This window comes from Cellulosimicrobium sp. PMB13 (assembly GCF_051294865.1).
Classification (GTDB): Bacteria; Actinomycetota; Actinomycetes; order Actinomycetales; family Cellulomonadaceae; genus Cellulosimicrobium.
In genome coordinates this window covers 306,868-325,570 of record NZ_CP145910.1, presented here as the reverse complement: position 1 = coordinate 325,570, position 18,703 = coordinate 306,868, and the positions used below count along the sequence as shown (strand labels likewise).

General features: G+C 73.9%; 18 protein-coding genes. 7 read left to right on the top strand and 11 right to left on the bottom strand.

Going from position 1 to position 18,703, the window contains the following annotated elements; all coding sequences use genetic code 11:
• Positions 1-178: 178 nt before the first annotated feature.
• A complete protein-coding gene (locus V5D56_RS01690) occupies positions 179-892 on the top strand; it encodes a DedA family protein (protein ID WP_435737336.1) in 714 nt (237 codons plus the stop codon).
• Positions 893-982: 90 nt separating this feature from the next.
• Here the strand turns inward: V5D56_RS01690 and V5D56_RS01685 are convergent, their stop codons facing one another.
• Positions 983-1,354, bottom strand: coding sequence for an FKBP-type peptidyl-prolyl cis-trans isomerase (locus V5D56_RS01685; protein ID WP_435737335.1), 372 nt, complete (start codon positions 1,352-1,354; stop codon positions 983-985).
• Between the two features lie 107 nt (positions 1,355-1,461).
• Here V5D56_RS01685 and V5D56_RS01680 point away from each other — a divergent pair, with 107 nt between their 5' ends.
• From V5D56_RS01680 to V5D56_RS01670, 3 genes are all read left to right on the top strand, one after another.
• Positions 1,462-2,577 carry a VIT1/CCC1 transporter family protein gene (locus tag V5D56_RS01680; RefSeq protein ID WP_435737334.1) on the top strand — a complete coding sequence of 372 codons (1,116 nt, stop codon included), beginning with the start codon at positions 1,462-1,464 and terminating at the stop codon, positions 2,575-2,577.
• A 109-nt stretch (positions 2,578-2,686) separates the two neighbouring features.
• Positions 2,687-3,949, top strand: a complete 1,263-nt coding sequence (locus V5D56_RS01675; protein WP_435737333.1) for a hypothetical protein — start codon at positions 2,687-2,689, stop codon at positions 3,947-3,949.
• A gap of 79 nt (positions 3,950-4,028) precedes the next feature.
• Positions 4,029-5,699, top strand: coding sequence for a hypothetical protein (locus V5D56_RS01670; RefSeq protein ID WP_435737332.1), 1,671 nt, complete (start codon positions 4,029-4,031; stop codon positions 5,697-5,699).
• Positions 5,700-5,806: 107 nt separating this feature from the next.
• On the opposite strand, the gene V5D56_RS01665 is transcribed toward V5D56_RS01670, so the two are convergent.
• Both V5D56_RS01665 and V5D56_RS01660 read right to left on the bottom strand, forming a co-directional pair.
• Positions 5,807-7,189, bottom strand: coding sequence for a GntP family permease (locus V5D56_RS01665; RefSeq protein WP_435737331.1), 1,383 nt, complete (start codon positions 7,187-7,189; stop codon positions 5,807-5,809).
• Between the two features lie 138 nt (positions 7,190-7,327).
• Positions 7,328-7,828 carry a gluconokinase gene (locus tag V5D56_RS01660; RefSeq protein WP_435738934.1) on the bottom strand — a complete coding sequence of 167 codons (501 nt, stop codon included), beginning with the start codon at positions 7,826-7,828 and terminating at the stop codon, positions 7,328-7,330.
• 241 nt (positions 7,829-8,069) lie between these two features.
• On the opposite strand from V5D56_RS01660, the gene V5D56_RS01655 reads away from it, so the two are divergent.
• Entirely contained in the window at positions 8,070-8,777 is a 708-nt protein-coding gene (locus V5D56_RS01655) for a FadR/GntR family transcriptional regulator (protein ID WP_435737330.1), read from the top strand.
• A 107-nt stretch (positions 8,778-8,884) separates the two neighbouring features.
• On the opposite strand, the gene V5D56_RS01650 is transcribed toward V5D56_RS01655, so the two are convergent.
• The 4 genes from V5D56_RS01650 to V5D56_RS01635 form a co-directional block, all read right to left on the bottom strand.
• Entirely contained in the window at positions 8,885-11,107 is a 2,223-nt protein-coding gene (locus tag V5D56_RS01650; RefSeq protein ID WP_435737329.1) for an ABC transporter permease, read from the bottom strand.
• Between the two features lie 25 nt (positions 11,108-11,132).
• Positions 11,133-11,918: a molybdate ABC transporter substrate-binding protein gene (gene modA / locus V5D56_RS01645; RefSeq protein ID WP_435737328.1), complete on the bottom strand. Its 786-nt coding sequence runs from the start codon at positions 11,916-11,918 to the stop codon at positions 11,133-11,135.
• Entirely contained in the window at positions 11,915-12,319 is a 405-nt protein-coding gene (locus V5D56_RS01640; protein WP_435737327.1) for a TOBE domain-containing protein, read from the bottom strand. The genes modA and V5D56_RS01640 overlap by 4 nt, the downstream gene beginning before the upstream one ends.
• A 340-nt stretch (positions 12,320-12,659) precedes the next feature.
• Positions 12,660-13,232, bottom strand: coding sequence for a TetR/AcrR family transcriptional regulator (locus tag V5D56_RS01635; protein ID WP_435737326.1), 573 nt, complete (start codon positions 13,230-13,232; stop codon positions 12,660-12,662).
• A gap of 72 nt (positions 13,233-13,304) precedes the next feature.
• Between V5D56_RS01635 and V5D56_RS01630 the strand changes: the two genes are divergently transcribed.
• Complete coding sequence (locus V5D56_RS01630) at positions 13,305-13,883, top strand: dihydrofolate reductase family protein (protein ID WP_435737325.1); 579 nt, start codon at positions 13,305-13,307, stop codon at positions 13,881-13,883.
• 77 nt (positions 13,884-13,960) lie between these two features.
• Positions 13,961-14,455, top strand: a complete 495-nt coding sequence (locus V5D56_RS01625; protein ID WP_435737324.1) for a GNAT family N-acetyltransferase — start codon at positions 13,961-13,963, stop codon at positions 14,453-14,455.
• 135 nt (positions 14,456-14,590) lie between these two features.
• Here V5D56_RS01625 and V5D56_RS01620 read toward each other — a convergent pair whose 3' ends face one another.
• From V5D56_RS01620 to narH, 4 genes are all read right to left on the bottom strand, one after another.
• Positions 14,591-15,163, bottom strand: a complete 573-nt coding sequence (locus V5D56_RS01620; protein ID WP_435737323.1) for a DoxX family protein — start codon at positions 15,161-15,163, stop codon at positions 14,591-14,593.
• 142 nt (positions 15,164-15,305) lie between these two features.
• Positions 15,306-16,064, bottom strand: a complete 759-nt coding sequence (narI, locus tag V5D56_RS01615; RefSeq protein WP_435737322.1) for a respiratory nitrate reductase subunit gamma — start codon at positions 16,062-16,064, stop codon at positions 15,306-15,308.
• Complete coding sequence (gene narJ, locus V5D56_RS01610) at positions 16,061-16,849, bottom strand: nitrate reductase molybdenum cofactor assembly chaperone (RefSeq protein ID WP_435737321.1); 789 nt, start codon at positions 16,847-16,849, stop codon at positions 16,061-16,063. Before narJ ends, narI begins: the two co-directional genes overlap by 4 nt.
• A complete protein-coding gene (gene narH, locus V5D56_RS01605; RefSeq protein WP_435737320.1) occupies positions 16,846-18,678 on the bottom strand; it encodes a nitrate reductase subunit beta in 1,833 nt (610 codons plus the stop codon). The genes narJ and narH overlap by 4 nt, the downstream gene beginning before the upstream one ends.
• Positions 18,679-18,703 lie beyond the last annotated feature (25 nt).

Genomic DNA, 18,703 nt, shown 5'->3' with positions numbered 1-18,703 from the left:
GGGGACGACGTCGTGCACGCGTCCGGCGTCGAGGACGACCCGGCCGGACGGAGCCGTCCTCCGGCCCCGGTCCTGCGCCGCGTACGCGTTCTCACTCAGCCTGGTCGGGGTCGCCTCAGGGGAGAACCGGGGGGATACCCCATGGTGGGAGGTCGGCCCCGTCGTCGAGGCTGGAGGCATGGTCACGTGGGTGGGGGAACTGTGGGGACAGGTCGAGTCGTGGTTGCTCGCGCTCGTCGACTCCGTCTGGGCGCTCCCGGCGCTGTTCGCGACGACCGCGGGCGACGGGTTCTTCCCGCCGATCCCCGGCGAGACCGTCATCGTCATGCTCTCGGTCGGCGCGCAGTCCGGCGGCGGCGTGGCCTGGGGCCTCGTTCTGCTCGTCGCCGCGCTCGGCGCGTGGTGCGGCGACCAGCTCGCCTACGCGCTCGGTCGCGCGCTCGGGACGCGTGCGCTCCCCGTGCTGCGGGGACCCCGCGGGCAGCGGGCCGTGGGCTGGGCGTCGCGAGCGCTCGACCGTCGTGGCGCGTCCGTCGTCCTGGCCGCGCGGTTCGTGCCGGTGGGCCGGACGGCCGTCAACGTCACGGCCGGTGCGGTGGGCTTCTCCCGGCGGCGCTTCATGGGGCTCTCGGCGGTCGCGTCCGTGGTGTGGGCCGCGTACTCGGTCGCGATCGGCACGCTCGCGGGTGCCTGGCTCGGCGACAGCCCGCTCCTGGCGGTGGTCGTCGGGGTCGTCGGGGGCGTGCTCGTGGGCGTCGCCGTCGACGCGGCGGTCCGGTTCCGCGCCGCGCGCCGCGAGCAGTCGGGGCCGACGCCCGGCGTCGCGAACCCGGTCCCGCCGGCCCCGGGGCCCGAGGCGGCGCTCGTCACGTGCTCCGCTCCGGCGAGGTAGCACCTCGGTCGGAAAGACCGGGGCACCACCTCGCCGGACCGCTGTGCTACCTCACGGGACCTCGGTACCACCTCGCGGGAGGCGGAAGGGTCAGGAGACGCCGAGCAGGTCGATGACGAAGATCAGCGTCTTGCCGGACAGGCGGTGGCCGCCGCCGGCGGGGCCGTAGGCGAGCTCGGGCGGCACGACGAGCTTGCGGCGCCCGCCCACCTTCATGCCGGGGATGCCCTGCTGCCAGCCTGCGATGAGGCTGCGGAGCGGGAAGTTGATCGACTGGCCGCGGTTCCACGACGCGTCGAACTCCTCGCCGGTCTCGTACTCGACGCCGAGGTAGTGGACGTCGACGGTCGAGCCGGGGGCGGCCTCCGGTCCGTCGCCGACGACGATGTCCTCGACGACGAGCTCGGTGGGGGCAGGTCCTTCGGGCGCGTCGATCTCGGGGCGTTCAGGCTGTGTGGTCATGCCCTCGATCCAACCACGCGCCGACGGACGGTGTCCGACGGGCGCCCCCGTCCCGGCGTTCGGGGAGGCGAAACACCGCGACGCGAAAGATCGTCATCATGGGAGGCATGGCCACCCCTCCCGAACCCCCGTCCGGCGCGCCCGCGGAGCCGGTCGCCGGCGGCCCCAGCGCCCGGGACGTGCGCCGGTGGCGCCGGTACCTCGCCGACGAGCGCGCGGAGGCGGCGTCGTACCGCGATCTCGCGAGCCGACGCACCGGTGAGGAGCGCGAGATCCTCCTCGCGCTCGCCGACGCCGAGCGGCGCCACGAGCAGCACTGGCTCGACCTCCTCGGCGACGACGTCGGCCGGCCGCTGCGAGGAGACTGGCGCAGCCGGAGCCTGGGATGGCTCGCGCGGCGCTTCGGCGGCGTGTTCGTCCTCGCGCTCGCGCAGCGGGCCGAGGCGCGGTCCTCGTACGAGACCGACGCGGACGCGACGGCGACGATGGCCGCGGACGAGCGCATCCACGAGGAGGTCGTGCGCGGCCTCGCGACGCGCGGACGTCACCGCATGTCGGGAACGTTCCGCGCGGCCGTGTTCGGCGCGAACGACGGCCTCGTCTCGAACCTCGCACTCATCCTCGGCATCGGGGCGTCGGGCGCCTCGAACCAGACGGTCCTGCTCTCCGGGCTCGCCGGGCTCCTCGCCGGGGCGCTGTCGATGGGTGCGGGCGAGTACGTGTCGGTGCGCTCGCAGCGCGAGCTCCTCGACGCGTCGACGCCGAGCCCGCACGCGTCGGCCGCGCTGCCCGACCTCGACGTCGACGCGAACGAGCTCGCGCTGGTCTACCGGGCCCGCGGCATGACGGCGGGCGAGGCCGAGGCGCACGCGTCCGAGGTGCTCTCCACCTACACGGCGCAGACGCAGATCGCGCCCGCTCCGGACGCCGACGAGCACGAGACCCACGGCACCGCCATCGGTGCGGCGGTGTCGTCCTTCCTCTTCTTCGCGTCGGGTGCGCTCATCCCGGTGCTGCCCTACCTGCTCGGCCTCACCGGGGCGGCGGCCGTGGCGGTCGCCGCCGGTCTCGTCGGTATCGCTCTCCTCGCGACCGGTGCGACGGTCGGCCTGCTGTCGGGGACCTCCCCCGTGACGCGCGGGCTGCGGCAGGTCGCCATCGGGTTCGGCGCCGCGCTCGCCACGTACCTGCTCGGACGGGTGTTCGGGGCAACGGTGGGGTGAAATCCGGCCCGTGCGGTGGTGAGCGAGCAGCTGCTCTGCTTACCGTCCTCCCGTGACCGGTGCCTCGCAGGGCCGGTCGTGCAGTGGGCAGCGAGCTCGGGGGACGGTCGTGGACGGTACGCAGGGACAGCAGCGCAGGCGCTCCGGCGCCCGCCGCTGGGCGCTGCGCGGTCTCGTGGCCCTCGGCGGCGTCGGCGTGGGCCTCGGCCTGGCTGTCGCGACCGCCGGTGGTGCGAGCGCCGCCGACCGTGACCCCCTGGGCCTCGGCGCCGCCCTGGATCCGGTGACGTCGACGGTGCAGACCGTCGTCGACCCGGTGGTCCAGCACGTCGTCGAGCCGGTCGTCGCGCCCGTGGTGCGGGACGTCGTGAAGCCCGTCGTGCACGACGCCGTCGCCCCCGTCGCCGCGCCGGTCGCCCCGGTCGTCGAGAGGGTCGTCGAGCCGGTGGCTCCCGTGGTCGAGCAGGTCACGACACCGGTCGCGCCGGTCGTCGAGGCGGTGGTCGACCCGGTGGGTCCGGTGGTGGAGGACGTCGTCGAGCCGGTCGCCCCGGTCGTCGATGCGGTGGTCGAGCCCGTGGCTCCCGCCGTCCGCCCCGTCGTGGACCTCGTCGAGCCGGTGACCACGCCCGTCCTCGACGTCGTGACGCCTGCCGTCACCCCCGTCGTCGAGGCTCTCGCACCCGTCCTCGACCCGGTCCTCGCCGCGACCTCGCCGCTGGCCCCCGTGACCACGCCGGTGCTCGACGTCGTCGCACCGGTGACCGACGAGCTCGCCCCGATCACCGGTCCGGTCCTCGACTCCGTCACGGGCCCCCTCGCACCGGTCGACCCGCTCGCGCCGCTGCTTCCGGAGACGCCGAGTCCCGGCACCCCTGGACCCGGTGGGCCCGGGACAGGAGTGCCGCCCGGCCCGACGACGCTGCCCGACCCGACGACGCCGCCCGGTCCGGCCACGCCGCCTGGCTCCGCCGGGACGTCGGAGCCGTCGGCCCCGCCGGGGACCGATGCCGCGGTCGCGCTCGAGCGCGGTGCGCGCGCGACGGCGCACGAGGCGGTCGCCGCCCACGTCTCCCCGGGGATGAACGGCGACCCGTCCGCTCTCGGGCGAACCACTCTGGAGCTCGCGGTCGCGACCCCGACCGGCGCCGCCGGTGACGTCGGCGGCCTTCCCGGCCCGACCGACGGCACTCTCGGTGCCGTGCCCGGACCGTCGGGCAACCTGTCCCCCCGCACGGCGGGAGGCGGGTCCGACGTCGCGCTCGCCGCCGACGCGATCCTGCCCGCCCCCGGTTCCTGGACCGTCGTCGTCGACGACGCGCGGTCCGCCCACCCCTCGACGTTCTTCGAGGTTCCTGTCTCTCCTGCCTGAGGCGGTCGCCCCGTGCCCCGAGCACGGCACGCGACCCGGCGCCCTGCGCCACCGATCTCAGACCAGGAAAGAGCACACCATGCACATCTTCGTCCGGCGTGCGCTGCGCACAGCGCTCGTCACAGGCGGCCTGCTGGCCGTCGGGGCCGGAGCGGCCCACGCTGCCGAGGGCGACCTCCTCGGCGATCTCGGGATCGACGTCTCGGTCGACGCTCCGCTGAGCGAGGTCGCGGACGTCCTGCCCGACGTCTCGGTCGACGTCCCCGTGGACGTCCCGATCACCGTGTCCGACGTCGCCGTGGGCGTCGTCGGCGACGCGAGCGTCGCCCCGGCCGAGGCACCCGCACCGGCACCGGCGGCGGCACCCGCACCCGCACCGGCGCCTGCACCCGTACCGCCCGCAGAACCTGCTGACATCGACCTCGACGTGCCGGTGACGGTGCCGGTGGACGTGTCGGGTGTCGCCGTGGGTGTCCTCGGTGACGCGGCGGTCGAGACCGCACCGGAGCCCGCGGCGCCTGCCCCGGCTCCCGCGGAGGGGGCGCCGGCGGAGGAGTCCGCCGAGGTGTCCGACGTGGACGTCGACGTGCCGGTGACCGTGCCTGTCGACGTCTCCGGTGTCGCCGTGGGCGTCCTCGGTGACGCGGCGGTGACGTCGCCCGCGAACGGCGGGGGATCGGGCACGCCCGTGACTCCGGCACCTGCCGGGGACGACGCCGATGAGAGCGATGCAGGGACCATCGACGTGGACGCGCCGGTGACCGTGCCGGTGGACGTGTCGGGCGTCGCGGTCGGCGTCCTGGGCGACGCCACGGTGACCTCCCCGGCGGAGAGCGCCGCGGGGGACGCTCCGGCGACGGGTGGCACCGGGACCGGCGACGGCTCGGCCGACGTGGACGTCGACGCACCTGTCGCGATCCCCGTGGACGTGTCCGACGTGGCGGTCGGTGTGGTCGGAGACGCGGTCGTCGGGTCGGCGCCTGGTACCGGGTCTGGTACCGGCTCCGGCTCCGGCTCCGGTGCAGGTGGTGACGGCGCCACGGGCGACGACGGCGGTCTGCTGGACGGTGTCGTCGGTGACGGTGGCCTGGTCGACGACCTGCTCGGTGACGGTGGTCTGGTCGACGACCTGCTCGGCGGTGAAGGCTCGGACGGGCTGCTGGACGGTGTCGTCGGTGACGGCGGCCTGGTCGACGGTCTGCCCGACCTCGACGTCGACCTGCCGGTGACGGTCCCCGTCGACGTCTCCTGCATCGGGGTGGGCCTGCTGGGCGACGCGAGCGCCGCCTGCCCGGCCGCCGTCGTCCCGACGGACCCGACGGACCCGACGGACCCGACGGACCCGACGGATCCCACGGACCCGACCGATCCCACGGACCCGACCGATCCCACGGACCCGACCGATCCCACGGACCCGACCGATCCGGTGGACCCGACCGACCCGACGGACCCGACCGGCCCGACGGACGGCACGGACCCGACCGACCCGATCGGGCCCGGTGAGACGGTGGTGACGGTCGCGAACCCGACCGGAACCTCGGGAGCGGTGGCGTCGTCCGCGGGCTCGCGGACCATGGCGTCCGCTCCGACCGCGCTCGCGACGACGGGTGCGGGCGGCGACCTGGGCCTGCTGGTCATGGCGGGTCTGCTGACGATGCTCGGTCTGACGCTGCGGCGTCGGCGTCCGCAGCGCCGGCTGGCCGACCCTGACGCGTACACGCCGGTCTTCACGGGCGGCGGCCGGGACTAGCCCGGACGCGCGGGCGGCGTCGCGCACGGGGTGCGCGACGCCGCTCCGGCGCGCCCGGCCGCCGGGCGCGCTCCGCCAAGGGCCCTGCCGGGTAGGAGGCGTCCCGGTCAGGCGACCACGAACACCAGCCCCGCGATGGCGAAGCCCATCACGCCGATGGCGGTCTCCATGACGGTCCAGGTCTTCAGGGTCGTCTTGACGTCCATGTCGAAGAACCGGCCGACGAGCCAGAAACCGGAGTCGTTCACATGACTGAGCACCACGGACCCGGCGGCGACCGAGACGACGATCGCCGCGAGCTCCACCGGGTTGAAGTTCCCGGCTTCGACCGCGGGGGCGATGAGCCCCGCCGCCGTGGTGAGGGCCACGGTCGCGGAGCCCTGCGCCACGCGCAGGATCGTGGCGATGAGGAACCCGGCGACGATCACCGGCAGGCCGAGGTCCCCGAGCACGTCGGCGAGCGCGTCGCCGATGCCCGTGGCGCGCAGCACGCCACCGAACATGCCGCCCGCGCCCGTGATGAGGATGACGGAGCAGACGGGGCCGAGCGCGGAGTCGAGGGTCTTCTCCAGCGCGGTCCCGTTCACTCCGCGGCGCTTGCCGAGGACCCAGGCGGCCACGAGCACGGTGATCAGCAGCGCGACGGGCGTCGCACCGATCGCGCGTACCGCTTGGACCGCCGGGTTGTCACGGTCGACGACGCCCGCCGCCCCGAGGGCGTCGAGGCCCGTGTTCGCGAAGATCAGGACGAGCGGCAGCAGCAGGATGCCCACGACCGTGCCGAACGACGGCGGGTTCTCGAGCTGGTCCTCGTCGGCCTTGCCGAGGATCGCGGGGATCGGGAGGTCGATGCGCTTGCCGACGTAGCGGCCGAACAGGTAGCTCGTGACGTACCAGGTGGGGATCGCGACGATCAGGCCGAGGAGGATGACGATGCCGATGTTCGCGCCGAGGAACTCGGTGGCCGCCACCGGGCCGGGGTGCGGCGGCACGTAGATGTGCATGACCGAGAAGGCACCCGCGACGGGCAGGCCGTAGAGCAGGAGCGACCCGCCGAGCTTGCGCCCGACCGAGAAGACGATCGGCAGCATCACGACGAGGCCGGCGTCGAAGAAGATCGGGAACCCGAAGATGAGGGACGCGAGGCCGAGCGCGAACGGTGCCCGCTTCTCGCCGAACTTGTCGATGAGGAAGTCGGCCATGACCTGGGCGCCGCCGCTCGTCTCGACGAGACGACCGAGCATCGCGCCGAGCCCGACGAGCAGGGCGACCGTGGCGAGCGTCGTGCCGAAGCCCGCGGTGAGCACCTCGATGACGGACCCCGTGGGGATGCCGGCGGCGAGCGCGGTGAGCAGGCTGACGACGATCAGCGCGAGGAACGCGTGGAGCTTGAGCTTGATGATGAGGAAGAGCAGGAGCGCGATGGCGCCCGCGGCGATCGCGAGCAGCGGGCCCGCGGTCAGGGTCTGGGTCCAGTCCTCGGGGGGCATGTGGTGTCTCCGTCGACGGTCGGGTGGTGGGCGCTGGGCCCCTGACGTGGTCTCGGTGCGGTCCCGCGAGTCCTGCGGGTCCTGCGGGTCCTGAGGGTCCGGGGGGTCCTGAGGGTTCGGTGGGTGGCGGACGACGCGTCAGCGGGCCTGGGCGGTGCCGCGCAGGTGCGCGCGCGCCAGGATCTCGTCCACGAGCTGCTCGGGCGGCGTCGCGATGTCGAGACGGAAGCCGCGCTCGTCGTCGGTCAGGGGCTCGAGCGTGGCGAGCTGCGACGGCAGGAGCGACGTCGGCATGAAGTGCCCGCTGCGGTGCTGCATGCGCTCGGCGAGCAGCTCGGGCGACCCGTCGAGGTGCACGAAGCACACCTGGCCGCGCGCGGTGCGCAGCAGGTCGCGGTACGTGCGCTTGAGCGCGGAGCACGTCACGACGCCGGACCGTCCGGCGTCGGCCTCGGCGCTCAGCCAGTCGCGGATCGCCTCGAGCCACGGCCAGCGGTCCTCGTCGGTGAGCGGGGTGCCCGCGCGCATCTTGTCGATGTTGGCCTGCGGGTGGAACTCGTCGGCCTCGGCGTAGGTGATGCCGAGGCGCTCGGTGAGGAGCGTCGCGACGGTCGTCTTGCCCGAGCCGGCGACCCCCATGACCACGAGGTGCTCGGGTGCCTTCTCGGGGATGCCGGGCGCCTGCGGCGGCGTGGCGGGTGCGTCGTCGCGGTCCGTGGTGTCGTCCATGCGGGTTCCTGTCGGTCCGGTCTGCTCCGACGTCGTCCGTCGACGTCGGTGTCGTGGCGCATCCGTCGCGCCGTGCGTACGAGGATGCCTGATTGATAACACCATTGGCAAGTGATTGATCACACCAATGGTCACCACTAGGCTCGGCGTCATGGCGACGACGGTCCTGCACACCACCGTGCTCGACTCTCTCGGCCGCCGCATCACCAGCGGCGACGTCCCCGCCGGCACGCCGCTCACGCTCGACGCCATCGGGACCGAGTTCGGCGTCTCGCGCACCGTCGCGCGCGAGGTCATGCGGCTCCTCGAAGGGCTCGGGCTCGTCCGCTCGGGGCGGCGCGTGGGCATCGTCGTGCTCGGCATGGACGCCTGGAACGTGCTCGACCCGCGCGTCATCCGTTGGCGCCTCGAAGGCCCGGGGCGTGACGCCCAGCTCCGCACGCTCACCGAGCTGCGCCACGCCGTCGAGCCGCTCGCCGCGGCCGGCGCCGCGCGGAACGCGACGCAGGAGGTGCGCGACGAGCTCGTCGCGACCGCCGCCCGGATGCGGATGCTCGGCGAGGCGGGAGACCTCGAGGAGTTCCTCGGGCTCGACGTGCGGATGCACGAGCTCCTGCTCCGGTCGAGCGGCAACGAGATGTTCGGGGCGCTCGCGGACGTGGTCGCCGCGGTGCTGTCCGGCCGGACGCACCTCGGGCTCATGCCCGCGTCGCCCGTGCCCGAGGCCCTCGACCAGCACGAGGCCGTCGCGCACGCCGTCGCGGAGGGCGACGCCGAGCGGGCCGAGGCGGCGATGGCCGCGCTCGTCGGCGAGGTGCGCAGCGCGCTCGGAGGCGTCGACCGTCCTTCGGGCCGCTGAGGACCCTGCCGAACCCGGGGTTGTGCGCCCGTCAAGCCGCTGATCGCGGTGCAACCCGGGGTTCGGCTGTCGCCCCGGATGCGGCGCGAGGTTCCCGGGCGGTCCGGTCAGCGCGCGTGGATCCGGACCTCCGCCGCCTTGACGACGAACCAGACGCTCTCGCCGGGCGCGACGCGCAGCTCCGCGACGGCGCGCGGGGTGAGGTCGGCGGCGAGGTGCGGGGCGTCGTCGGGCACGACGGCGGTCGCGGCCCCGGGGGTCCGCGCACCCGGCTCGTCGCTCACCACGCGCGCCCACACGCGCAGCAGCGGGCCGTGCGGCTCGACGCTCGTGACGACCACGCGCCAGGCGTTGCGAGGGCTGCCCTCGGGTGTCGCCCGGTGCACGGCGACCGCCCGCGGCTCGAACACGGCGACGGCCGCGGAGCCGACGGCGAGCGGTTCCCCCGCGGTCCCCAGCACACCGGTCGCGGTGCCGTCGATCGAGAGCGCGGCCTCGTGCTCGACGGCGTCGACCTCCCCGGTGACGTCGGAGACCACACCGGCGAGCAGGTTGACCCCCGCGAGCCTCGCGGCGAACCGCGATCTCGGACGCGTCAGCACCTCGGCGGCCGGACCGTCCTCGACGACGCGCCCGTCCTCGAGCACGACGGCGCGGTCGGCCAGGAGCAGCACGTCCAGCAGGTCGTGGGTGACGAGCAGCGTCGTGCGCGGCCGGGTGCGCTGCGCGTCGTGCAGCACCGTGCGCACACGCTGCGCGACCCCGACGTCGAGGGACGCGAGCGGTTCGTCCAGCAGGAGGACGCGGGGGTCGGTCGCGAGGGCGCGCGCGATCGAGACCCTCTGCGCCTGGCCACCGGAGAGGTCGGTCGCCCGGCGCGCCGCGAGGTCGGCGACGCCGACGTGCGCGAGGACGCCGAGCGCGGTGGCGTTGGCCGAGTCCCGCCCGTCCCCCCGGGCGCGCGGTCCGAACGCGACGTTGCCGACGACGGACAGGTGCTCGAACAGCAGCGGTCGCTGGCTGAGCCACGCGACGCGTCGGCCGCGCGGCGGCTCGCGCGTGACGTCGGCTCCGTCGATGGTGACGCGCGCTGCGCGCATCTCGTGGGGAGGCAGCAACCCGGCGACCGCCTGGAGCAGCGTCGACTTGCCTGAGCCGTTCTCGCCGAGCACGGCCACGACCTCGCCGGGCGCGACGACCAGGTCGACGTCGAGCCCGCGGCTCGGCACGACGGCCCGGACGGCGAGGGATGCGGGCATCTCGACCTCACCCGCGATCACCCGGGTGGCATCGTGCCGGCCGTCCTCAGGGAACGGGCCGAGCAGGCCGACCCGCCCGAGCGTGCCGTGCGCCGTGGTCGCGGGGGCCGCCGAGGCTCGGCGACCGACGAGGGGTCGGGGTGGGGACGCGCGCCCGACCGTGGCGGGTCTGGCGGGAGCGTCGCGAGGAACGAGCGGCGCGGATGGTAGGTCGGGCGCGCGTCCCCACCCTGAGCCCGGAGCCGAGCGACGGTGCGCCGTGGTCCGAGCGCCGACGCCGTCGAGCACGCGCGGACCGTGCACGGCGGCCGTGATGACGACCGCGACGACGACGAGCACGAACGACAGCGCGACCGCGGCGTCCGGGTCGGCGCTGCGCTGGAGGTAGATCTCGAGCGGCAGCGTCTGCGTGACGCCCTGGAGCGCGCCCGCGAACGTGATCGTCGCGCCGAACTCGCCGAGGGCGCGCGCGAAGGCGAGGACGGAGCCTGACAGGAGCGCCGGCAGGACGCGGGGCAGCGTGACGCGGCGCAGCACGGTCGTCGGGCGCGCGCCGAGCGTGGCCGCCACGTCCTCGAACCGGGTGTCCTGCGTGCGCAGCGCGCCCTCGAGGCTCAGCACGAGGAACGGGAGCGCGACGAACGTCTGGGCCAGGACGACCGCCGTCGTCGTGAACGCGATCTCGATCCCGAGAACCTCGAGGTGCTGCCCGATCAGGCCGCGCCGCCCGAACGTGTACAGCAGCGCGATGCCGCCGACCACGGGCGGCAGCACGAGCGGCAGCAGGACCAGCGCCCTCGCGACCTGCTGACCGGGGAACGTCGTGCGCGCGAGGACGAGCGCCATCGGTGCCCCGACGACGACGCAGCACGCCGTGGCGGCGAGCGACGTCCGCAGCGACAGCCAGAGCGCGTCGACGGCTCCGGGCGACGTGACGAGCGACCACAGGCCGCCCGTCCCGTCCGGGTCGGGTGCGACGTCGACGCGCGCGATCATCGCGACGAGCGGCACGACGACGAACAGCGCGCCGAGCACCGCCGGGACGAGGAGCCAGCGGGGGAGCGAGCGCATCAGCCGGGACCTGTCGCCTGGCTGGTCACGGCGCGCCGAAGCCCGCCCCGGCGAGCGCGGCCTGGCCGGTCTCGCCGGTGACGAGGTCGACCCACGCGTGCGCGAGCTCCTCCTGCTCCGCCCCGGCGTCGGCTGCTGCTGCGACCACGGCGATCGGGTAGGTGTTCAGCGCAGCGTCGGTCTCGGGCACGTCGACGACCTCGACGTCGTCGCCCGCGAGCGTCGCGTCCGTGACGTAGACGAGCCCGGCGTCGGCCTCGCCTGTGGTCACCTTTCCGAGCACGTCGGTGACGCTCGCCTCCTCGCTCACGCGGTGGATCGTCACGCCCGCGGCGTCGGCGACCGCGTCCGTGGCGCTCCCGCACGGCACCTCGGGCGCGCACACGACGACCTTGACGTCGTCGCGCGCGAGGTCGGCGAACGACCCGACGCCTCCAGGGTTGCCGGGCGGCACGACGACCGTCAGCGTGTTCGTCGCGAACGCGACCGGGTCGCTCGCGTCGCCGGCGTCGACGATGCGGTCCATGGTCCGCTCGTCGGCGGACGCGAAGACGTCCGCCGGCGCACCCGCGAGGATCTGGTCGCCCAGGTCCGACGACCCCGCGAACGACAGCGACACCGTCACGCCGTCGTGCTCCGCCTCGAAGTCCGCGGCGAGGTCGGTGAACACGTCGCGCAGCGACGCCGCCGCCAGCACGGTGAGCGTGCGCTCCTCCGGAGCCCCCGGCTCCCCGTCCGCGCCGCACGCCGTGAGGCCGACCGCGAGCGCCAACGACCCGAGCGCCGCCGTGACGCGGGCGGCTGCGCTCACGCGGCGCCGCCAGGGGTCTCGACGATGACGGTCGTCGCCTTGACCACCGCGACGGCGAGGCTCCCGGGCTCGAGCCGCAGCTCGCGCACGGCCTCCGTGCTCATGAGCGACACGACGCGCTGCCCGCCGCACAGCATCTCGACCTGGGACATGACCTGGTCGCTCACGACGTCCGTCACGATCCCCACGAACCGGTTGCGGGCCGACCGTGCGACGCCCGACGGATCGGGTGTCGGGTGCGACTGCGCGACGGCGAACCGCGCGAGCTCCGCGCCGTCGACGACCTTGCGCCCGGCGTCGTCGGCGCTCGCGGCGAGGTCCCCGGCGTCGACCCACCGCCGGACGGTGTCGTCACTGACGCCGAGCAGGTTGGCGGCGTCGCGGATCCGAAAATGCGGCATGAAGAGCATTCTATCGCCGCACCTACGGACGCAGCGCGTTGTGGGGTCCGCGGGCGGTGCGGCGCCGGTGCTCGGGCTGTCCGCGCCGTCACCTCGTGCGGTCGGCCGTCCGTCTGAGGAGCGCGGCCTCTACGCCCTTCGCATCCGGCGCCGCACCGCCCGCTCGGCCCTCGTCTCGCCGTGGCCTCGGTGGACGACGCCGCGGCGTCCGTTCGGCCGTCGTCTCGGCGTGGTCTTGGGTCGTGGACAACGCCGCTGCGTCCGTTCGGCCGTCGCCTCGCCGTGGTCTTGGTCGTGCGCGACGCCGCGGCGTTCGTTCCTCCGTCGTCTCGACGAGGGGTTATCGCGCCGGAAGGAGACCTGCCACGAGTGCGTCGATCACGTCGTCGACTGGGATCTCCGGGTCGACCGGTGTCGTCAGCCGGTCGAAGAGGAGCCCGTCGATCGCGTAGTGGAAGAGGGCGATCTCGCGGCGGCCGCCCGGCAGGCCTGCCGACCGGTTGAACTCGACGTCGGCCTCGAACCCGGCGCGCAGCCATGGTTCGAGCACGGCGGCGAGCTCGGGCCGGCGTCCGGAGGCGAGCCGCAGCTCGAACAGGGCCCGGGTGACGTCAGGATCGGCGGACAGTCGTCGCACGATGTCGCGCAGGTAGTCGGCGAACAGTGCGCGACTGGGCTGCTGTGCTGCTCGTCCGGCCAGGTCTTCCGGCGTGGGCGCGAGGCGGGCCCCGATGCGCTCGAACAACCCGGCGACGAGCGCGTCGCGGCTCCTGAAGTAGTTCGACGTGGTGCCCGTCGGGACCCCGGCCTCGTCGTCGATCGCACGGTGCGTCAGGCCGCGCGACCCCTCGCGCGCGAGCACGGCGATCCCGGCATCTGCCAGCGCCGTGCGTCGGGCCGTGTTCTTCACCATGCGCCGACGATAGCCCAACCACTTCACCTGTTGTAGTGTGCAACCACTGCACCCGTAGTGATTGGAGACACGATGCGAGAAGTGACCTACTACGCCGCCGTCAGCCTCGACGGATACATCGCCGGCCCGCACGGTGAGTTCGACGCCTTCCTCGCCGAGGGCGACCACATGGGACCCATCTGGGCGAGGTATCGCGGCACCGCGCCGACGCGGCTGGCCGAGGCGGTCGGCCTCCCGGTCGCCGACGGCCCGTTCGACACCGTGCTCATGGGATGGAACACCTACGCCGTCGGGCTGCCCGACCACCACCTGCCGAACCCGTACGAGCACCTGCGGCAGATCGTCTTCTCCCGGGCGCACGAGGCGCCTGCCGGGAGCGAGGGGGTGCACGTCACGGACTCCGACCCGGTGGAGACGGTCCGCGCGCTGAAGCAGGAGGACGGCAAGGGGATCTGGCTGTGCGGCGGGGGCGTGCTCGCCGCGGTGCTCGCCGACGAGATCGACCGGCTCGCGCTGAAGATCAACCCCGTCATGCTCGGTGGGGGGATCCCGCTGTTCGGCGCGCGCGACTACGCGCCGCAGCGGTGGGAGAACACCAGCACCCAGACCTTCGGCTCCGGTGTGACGCTCGCGGAGTACGCCCGGCCGTAGGGGACGTCGTCGGGGGGAGGGCCGTGCCGCCCGAGAGGCGCGTCGCCCCGCTCGGAGGCGTGTGCGACCCTCGTCCCGTGAACGAGACGACCACCCGCGGCGACGTGCGCGTCGCCGTCGAGGACCCGTCGGCAGCCGACGTCCTCGCGCTGCTGCAGGAGCACCTCGACGACATGTTCGCGACGTCGCCGCCGGAGAGCGTGCACGCGCTCGACGTCGAACGGCTGCGGGTCCCGGAGATCACGTTCGTCACGGCGCGCTCGGCGGACGGGGCGCTGCTCGGGTGCGGTGCGCTGAAGGAGCACGCGGGCGGTCTCGGCGAGCTCAAGTCCATGCGCACGACGGCGGCCGCACGCGGGCGAGGGGTCGCCGCGACGGTGCTGGCGTTCCTGCTCGACGAGGCACGACGCCGCGGGATGCACCGGGTGAGCCTGGAGACCGGTGCGGAGGACTACTTCGGCCCGGCGCGACGGCTCTACGCGCGGCACGGGTTCGTCGGGTGCCCGCCGTTCGCCGACTACACCGACGACCCGAACAGCGTCTTCATGACGCTCGACCTGCGAGCGCGCTGACCCGGCACACCTCCCGCAACCGCCGAGAAGTGAGCCTCCGCCCCGGAATCATCAGGATCTGGGGTGGGAACTCACTTCTCGGCGGCCGGCTCGGGCGGGTGGCTCGGGCGGCTGGCTCGGTGTCGTGCGGTGCGGTCATGCCTCGAGCTTCAGGCGCGCGCCCAGCGCGACGGCCGCGACGACGGACGCCCCGGCGACGAGCACTGCGTCCTTGAGGACGTACTGGCCCATGAGGGTCATGCCGTCGCCGAAGAGCTCGCCGAAGAACAGGACGAGCGGGGACAGGATCCCGGCCAACGCCACGGCGAGGGCGAGCAGGCCGATCTTCAGGAAACGGCCGGTGATGAGGCACAGGCCGATGAACGTCTCCAGCACGGCGGTGAAGAGGACGGCCGTGGTGCCGCCCACGACGCCGAACGTGAGCGTCTCGACCGTGCGGGCGGCGATGGTCTCGGCGGGGCTGCCGCCCGGCACGAACTTCAGGACGCCGAAGCCGAGGAAGATCAGGCCGATCGCGACGCGCAGCGCGGGCACCGACCATCGCGTGAGGAACCGGGCGGTCGCGCCGACGGCGGTGTCGACGTGCCCGGTGACCGTGGCGACGAGCTGGCGCGGCGCCGAGGCGGCGGCCGGAGCGGCGGGGCCGGCGGTCACGCCCGGACGGGGTGCGGCGGCCGGGGTGCCGGGCGTCGCGGCTGCGTGGAACATGGTGAAGCCTCCTCCAGGTGGTGGGAGCAGCCGGTGTGGCCGCCTCTGGAAGGAGGGGGGCGCGGGACGCCTCGGGGCGTCCCTGCGCCGTTTTCACCCGTGATCCGGGAGTGGTTCGGCAGCGGTTCGGTAGGGGACGCCGTCAGCGTCGTCTCGGCGGGGAGGACGGGTCCCAGCCCGGTCGCGGCTCGCGCGACGACGTCGTCGTGTCGCGCGAGCGGTACACGACGTAGGGCCTGAACAGGTACGGGACCGGTGCCGAGAACGCGTGCACGAGGCGCGTGAACGGCCACACGGCGAAGAGGAGCATCGCGGCGACGATGTGCACCTGGAACGCGGCGGGGACACCGGCCATGAGCTCGGGCGTCGGCTGGAGGTACCAGAGCGAGCGGAACCAGGGCGAGATGGTCTCCCGGTAGTCGTAGCCGTGGCCGCCCGCGAGGATCTGCGTCTCCACCGTGGCCCACGCGCCCGACAGGATCGAGGCGGCGAGGAACACGTACATGCCCTTGTCCACGCGCGTCGTCGCGAGGAAGACGGGGCCGGTCGTGCGACGGCGGTAGATGAGGATGAGGAGGCCAGCGACCGCGACGACGGCCGCGACCGTCCCCATCGACGTCGCGATGAAGTGGTAGAACCCCTCGCTGATGCCGACGGCCTCGGTCCACGCCTTCGGCACGACGAGCCCCAGCAGGTGCCCCAGCACGACGAACAGCAGCCCGAAGTGGAACAGCGGCGAGCCGAGGCGCAGGAGCCTCTTCTCGTAGAGCTCGCTCGACCGGGTGGTCCAGCCGAACTTGTCGTACCGGTAGCGCCAGATCGACCCGACGACGAGCACCGCGAACGTCACGTACGGGAGCACGACCCACAGCAGGATCTCTCCTGCGCTCACCCCGCTCATCGCCGCCCACCTCTCTCGTCGGTGTCCGTCGGCCCGAACGGCGCGAGTCCTTCGAGCCCGACCATCTCGCTCGGTGGCCCGGCGGTGACGAGCGCCTCGTAGCGTCGTTCCATGGCCTCGTCGAGCGGTGGCAGGGTGAGGCACACCGCCTCGACGACGGGTGCCCAGGGCGACCCCGCGTCGGCGAGCGCCGCGCGCAGCACCTCGATCCCGTCGCGGTGCGCGCCGAGCAGCCCTGCGGCGATGGTCGCGTCGTCGCCGGTCGTGCGGGCGGAGAACTCGAGCACGGTCGGCAGGTAGTCGGGGAGCTCCGGCCCGCCCGCGGGCGTGCGGGCGGCGAGCTCCCAGCCCGCGGCCCGGTACGCCTCGACGAACCGGACGAGCGCGATCCCGCGACGCCTCGTGTCCCCGGCGGCGTAGTACGACAGGTACATCGAGCACTTGCGCTTGAGGTCGAACGTCGCGACGTAGCGCGCCTGGAGCTCCCGCAGGCCGCCGGGTCCGTCCGTGCCCGACGCCGCGTGGTCCAGCAGGTCGCAGAACCCGCCGAGCCGCTCGGCCACCGGGGCGGGCAGCCCGGCCAGCGCGGGCCGGACGGCGGCAGCGGCGGCGAGCACGTCGTCGTCGGGATAGGCGAGCAGGAGCGAGGCCGCCATGTGCGCGGTCCGGCGCTGCGCGGCCGTCGTGGGGACGGGAGCGAACGCCCGGGCGGCGTCGTCGGCGGTCCCGGCGCCGCGGCGTCGGGCACCGGGCCGCAGGCGGGGCAGCGGCAGCAGCGAGGTCATGGTGCGCCGCCCGTCGAGCCCGGAGCGTCGGGTCTCGGTGGCTCGCCCGCCGACTCCACGCCGTCGACCGCGTCGAAGCGCGCGTCCTGCCGCCCGCCGGGCAGCGTGCCGAGCGCGCCGGGCGGCGTGCCGCCGCCCTGCCCGACGTCGGCCGCGTGACCGGACTCCATCTCGGGCGGGAACAAGCCCGCGGGCCGCCCTCTCCCGTCCCAGTTGAGGAGGTTCACGCGCGACGTGGTCGACGGCTCGTGCGGAGAGTCGCCCGTCTGACGCGCCTGGAGCACGTGGAAGTTCTCGACGGCAACCGGCATCGGCTGCCCCGACGACGAGCCGAACGGCCCACCACCGCCCATGGTCGTGCCGCCGTACCCGCCCATGCCCGGCCCGCCGTCGACGTCGAGCGAGCACGCCATCTCGTCGAGCTCGCGCGCGATCTCCGTGTGGGCGGTGGGGATGACGTAGCGCTCCTCGTACTTCGCGATCGCGAGGAGCCGGTACATCTCCTGCACCTCGCGCCCCGTCATCCCGACGGCGGCCGCGTGCTCCTCGGGGAACGGGTTGCCGAGGTTGACCTCGCGCATCGACGAGCGCATCGCGGCGAGGCGTCGCAGCACGCGCTCGACGGGTGCGGTGTCGCCCGCGGTGAACAGCCCGGCGAGGTACTCGAGCGGGATGCGCAGCTGCGAGATCGCGGCGAACAGCGTGCGCCCGTCCTCGCCGTCGTTGCCTGACGCCGTGACCGTGTCCACGACCGGGGACAGCGGCGGGATGTACCAGACCATCGGGAGCGTCCGGTACTCGGGGTGCAGCGGCAGCGCGACCTCGTACTCGGAGATGAGCTTCCAGATCGGCGACGCCTGCGCCGCGGTGATCCAGTCGTCGGGGATGCCCTCGCGGCGGGCCGCGGCGACGACCTCGGGGTCGTGCGGGTCGAGGAGGATCGAGCGCTGCGCGGCGAGCAGGTCGTGCTCGTCCTCGGCGGCCGCGGCGGTCGAGACGCGGTCGGCGTCGTACAGCACGAGGCCGAGGTAGCGCAGGCGGCCGACGCACGTCTCGGAGCACACCGTCGGCAGCCCGACCTCGAGCCGCGGGTAGCACAGCGTGCACTTCTCGGCCTTGCCGGTCTTGTGGTTGAAGTAGACCTTCTTGTACGGGCAGCCCGTCACGCACATGCGCCAGCCGCGGCACTGGTCCTGGTCGACGAGCACGATGCCGTCCTCGGCCCGTTTGTACATCGCCCCCGACGGGCACGACGCCACGCACGCCGGGTTGAGGCAGTGCTCGCAGATGCGCGGCAGGTAGAACATGAACGTCTTCTCGAGCTCTTCCGCGACGTGCTCGCTCATGTGCTGGAGCACGGGGTCCTGCTGCATCGTCGCCGTGGAGCCGCCGAGGTCGTCGTCCCAGTTCGCCGACCACGAGATCTGCATGTTCTCGCCCGTGAGCAACGACTTCGGGCGGGCCACGGGGGTGTGCTTGCCCTGCGGCGCGGAGAGGAGCATGTCGTACTCGTACGTCCACGGCTCGTAGTAGTCGTGGATCGACGGCAGCTTCGGGTTGGAGAAGATCGTCGCGAGCTTCTTGAGCCGCCCGCCGGCGCGCAGCTTGAGCTTCCCGCTCTTCGTGCGGACCCAGCCGCCCTCCCACTTGTCCTGGTCCTGGTACGTCCGCGGGTAGCCCAGGCCCGGCCGCGTCTCGACGTTGTTGAACCACACGTACTCCACGCCCGTGCGGTTCGTCCACGCCTGCTTGCACGTCACCGAGCACGTGTGGCACCCGATGCACTTGTCGAGGTTCATCACCATCGACATCTGCGCCATGACCTTCATGCCGTCACCCCCACGAGCCGTCGCG

Coding starts and splice junctions, on each gene's coding strand:
- V5D56_RS01670 (WP_435737332.1), top strand. CDS start 4,029: ATGCACATCTTCGTCCGGCGTGCGCTGCGCACAGCGCTCGTCACAGGC.
- V5D56_RS01690 (WP_435737336.1), top strand. CDS start 179: ATGGTCACGTGGGTGGGGGAACTGTGGGGACAGGTCGAGTCGTGGTTG.
- V5D56_RS01620 (WP_435737323.1), bottom strand. CDS start 15,163: ATGTTCCACGCAGCCGCGACGCCCGGCACCCCGGCCGCCGCACCCCGT.
- V5D56_RS01685 (WP_435737335.1), bottom strand. CDS start 1,354: ATGACCACACAGCCTGAACGCCCCGAGATCGACGCGCCCGAAGGACCT.
- V5D56_RS01650 (WP_435737329.1), bottom strand. CDS start 11,107: ATGCGCTCGCTCCCCCGCTGGCTCCTCGTCCCGGCGGTGCTCGGCGCG.
- V5D56_RS01660 (WP_435738934.1), bottom strand. CDS start 7,828: ATGGGGGTCGCCGGCTCGGGCAAGACGACCGTCGCGACGCTCCTCACC.
- narI (WP_435737322.1), bottom strand. CDS start 16,064: ATGAGCGGGGTGAGCGCAGGAGAGATCCTGCTGTGGGTCGTGCTCCCG.
- V5D56_RS01640 (WP_435737327.1), bottom strand. CDS start 12,319: ATGCCGCATTTTCGGATCCGCGACGCCGCCAACCTGCTCGGCGTCAGT.
- V5D56_RS01655 (WP_435737330.1), top strand. CDS start 8,070: ATGGCGACGACGGTCCTGCACACCACCGTGCTCGACTCTCTCGGCCGC.
- V5D56_RS01630 (WP_435737325.1), top strand. CDS start 13,305: ATGCGAGAAGTGACCTACTACGCCGCCGTCAGCCTCGACGGATACATC.
- V5D56_RS01680 (WP_435737334.1), top strand. CDS start 1,462: ATGGCCACCCCTCCCGAACCCCCGTCCGGCGCGCCCGCGGAGCCGGTC.
- V5D56_RS01665 (WP_435737331.1), bottom strand. CDS start 7,189: ATGCCCCCCGAGGACTGGACCCAGACCCTGACCGCGGGCCCGCTGCTC.
- narJ (WP_435737321.1), bottom strand. CDS start 16,849: ATGACCTCGCTGCTGCCGCTGCCCCGCCTGCGGCCCGGTGCCCGACGC.
- narH (WP_435737320.1), bottom strand. CDS start 18,678: ATGAAGGTCATGGCGCAGATGTCGATGGTGATGAACCTCGACAAGTGC.
- V5D56_RS01635 (WP_435737326.1), bottom strand. CDS start 13,232: ATGGTGAAGAACACGGCCCGACGCACGGCGCTGGCAGATGCCGGGATC.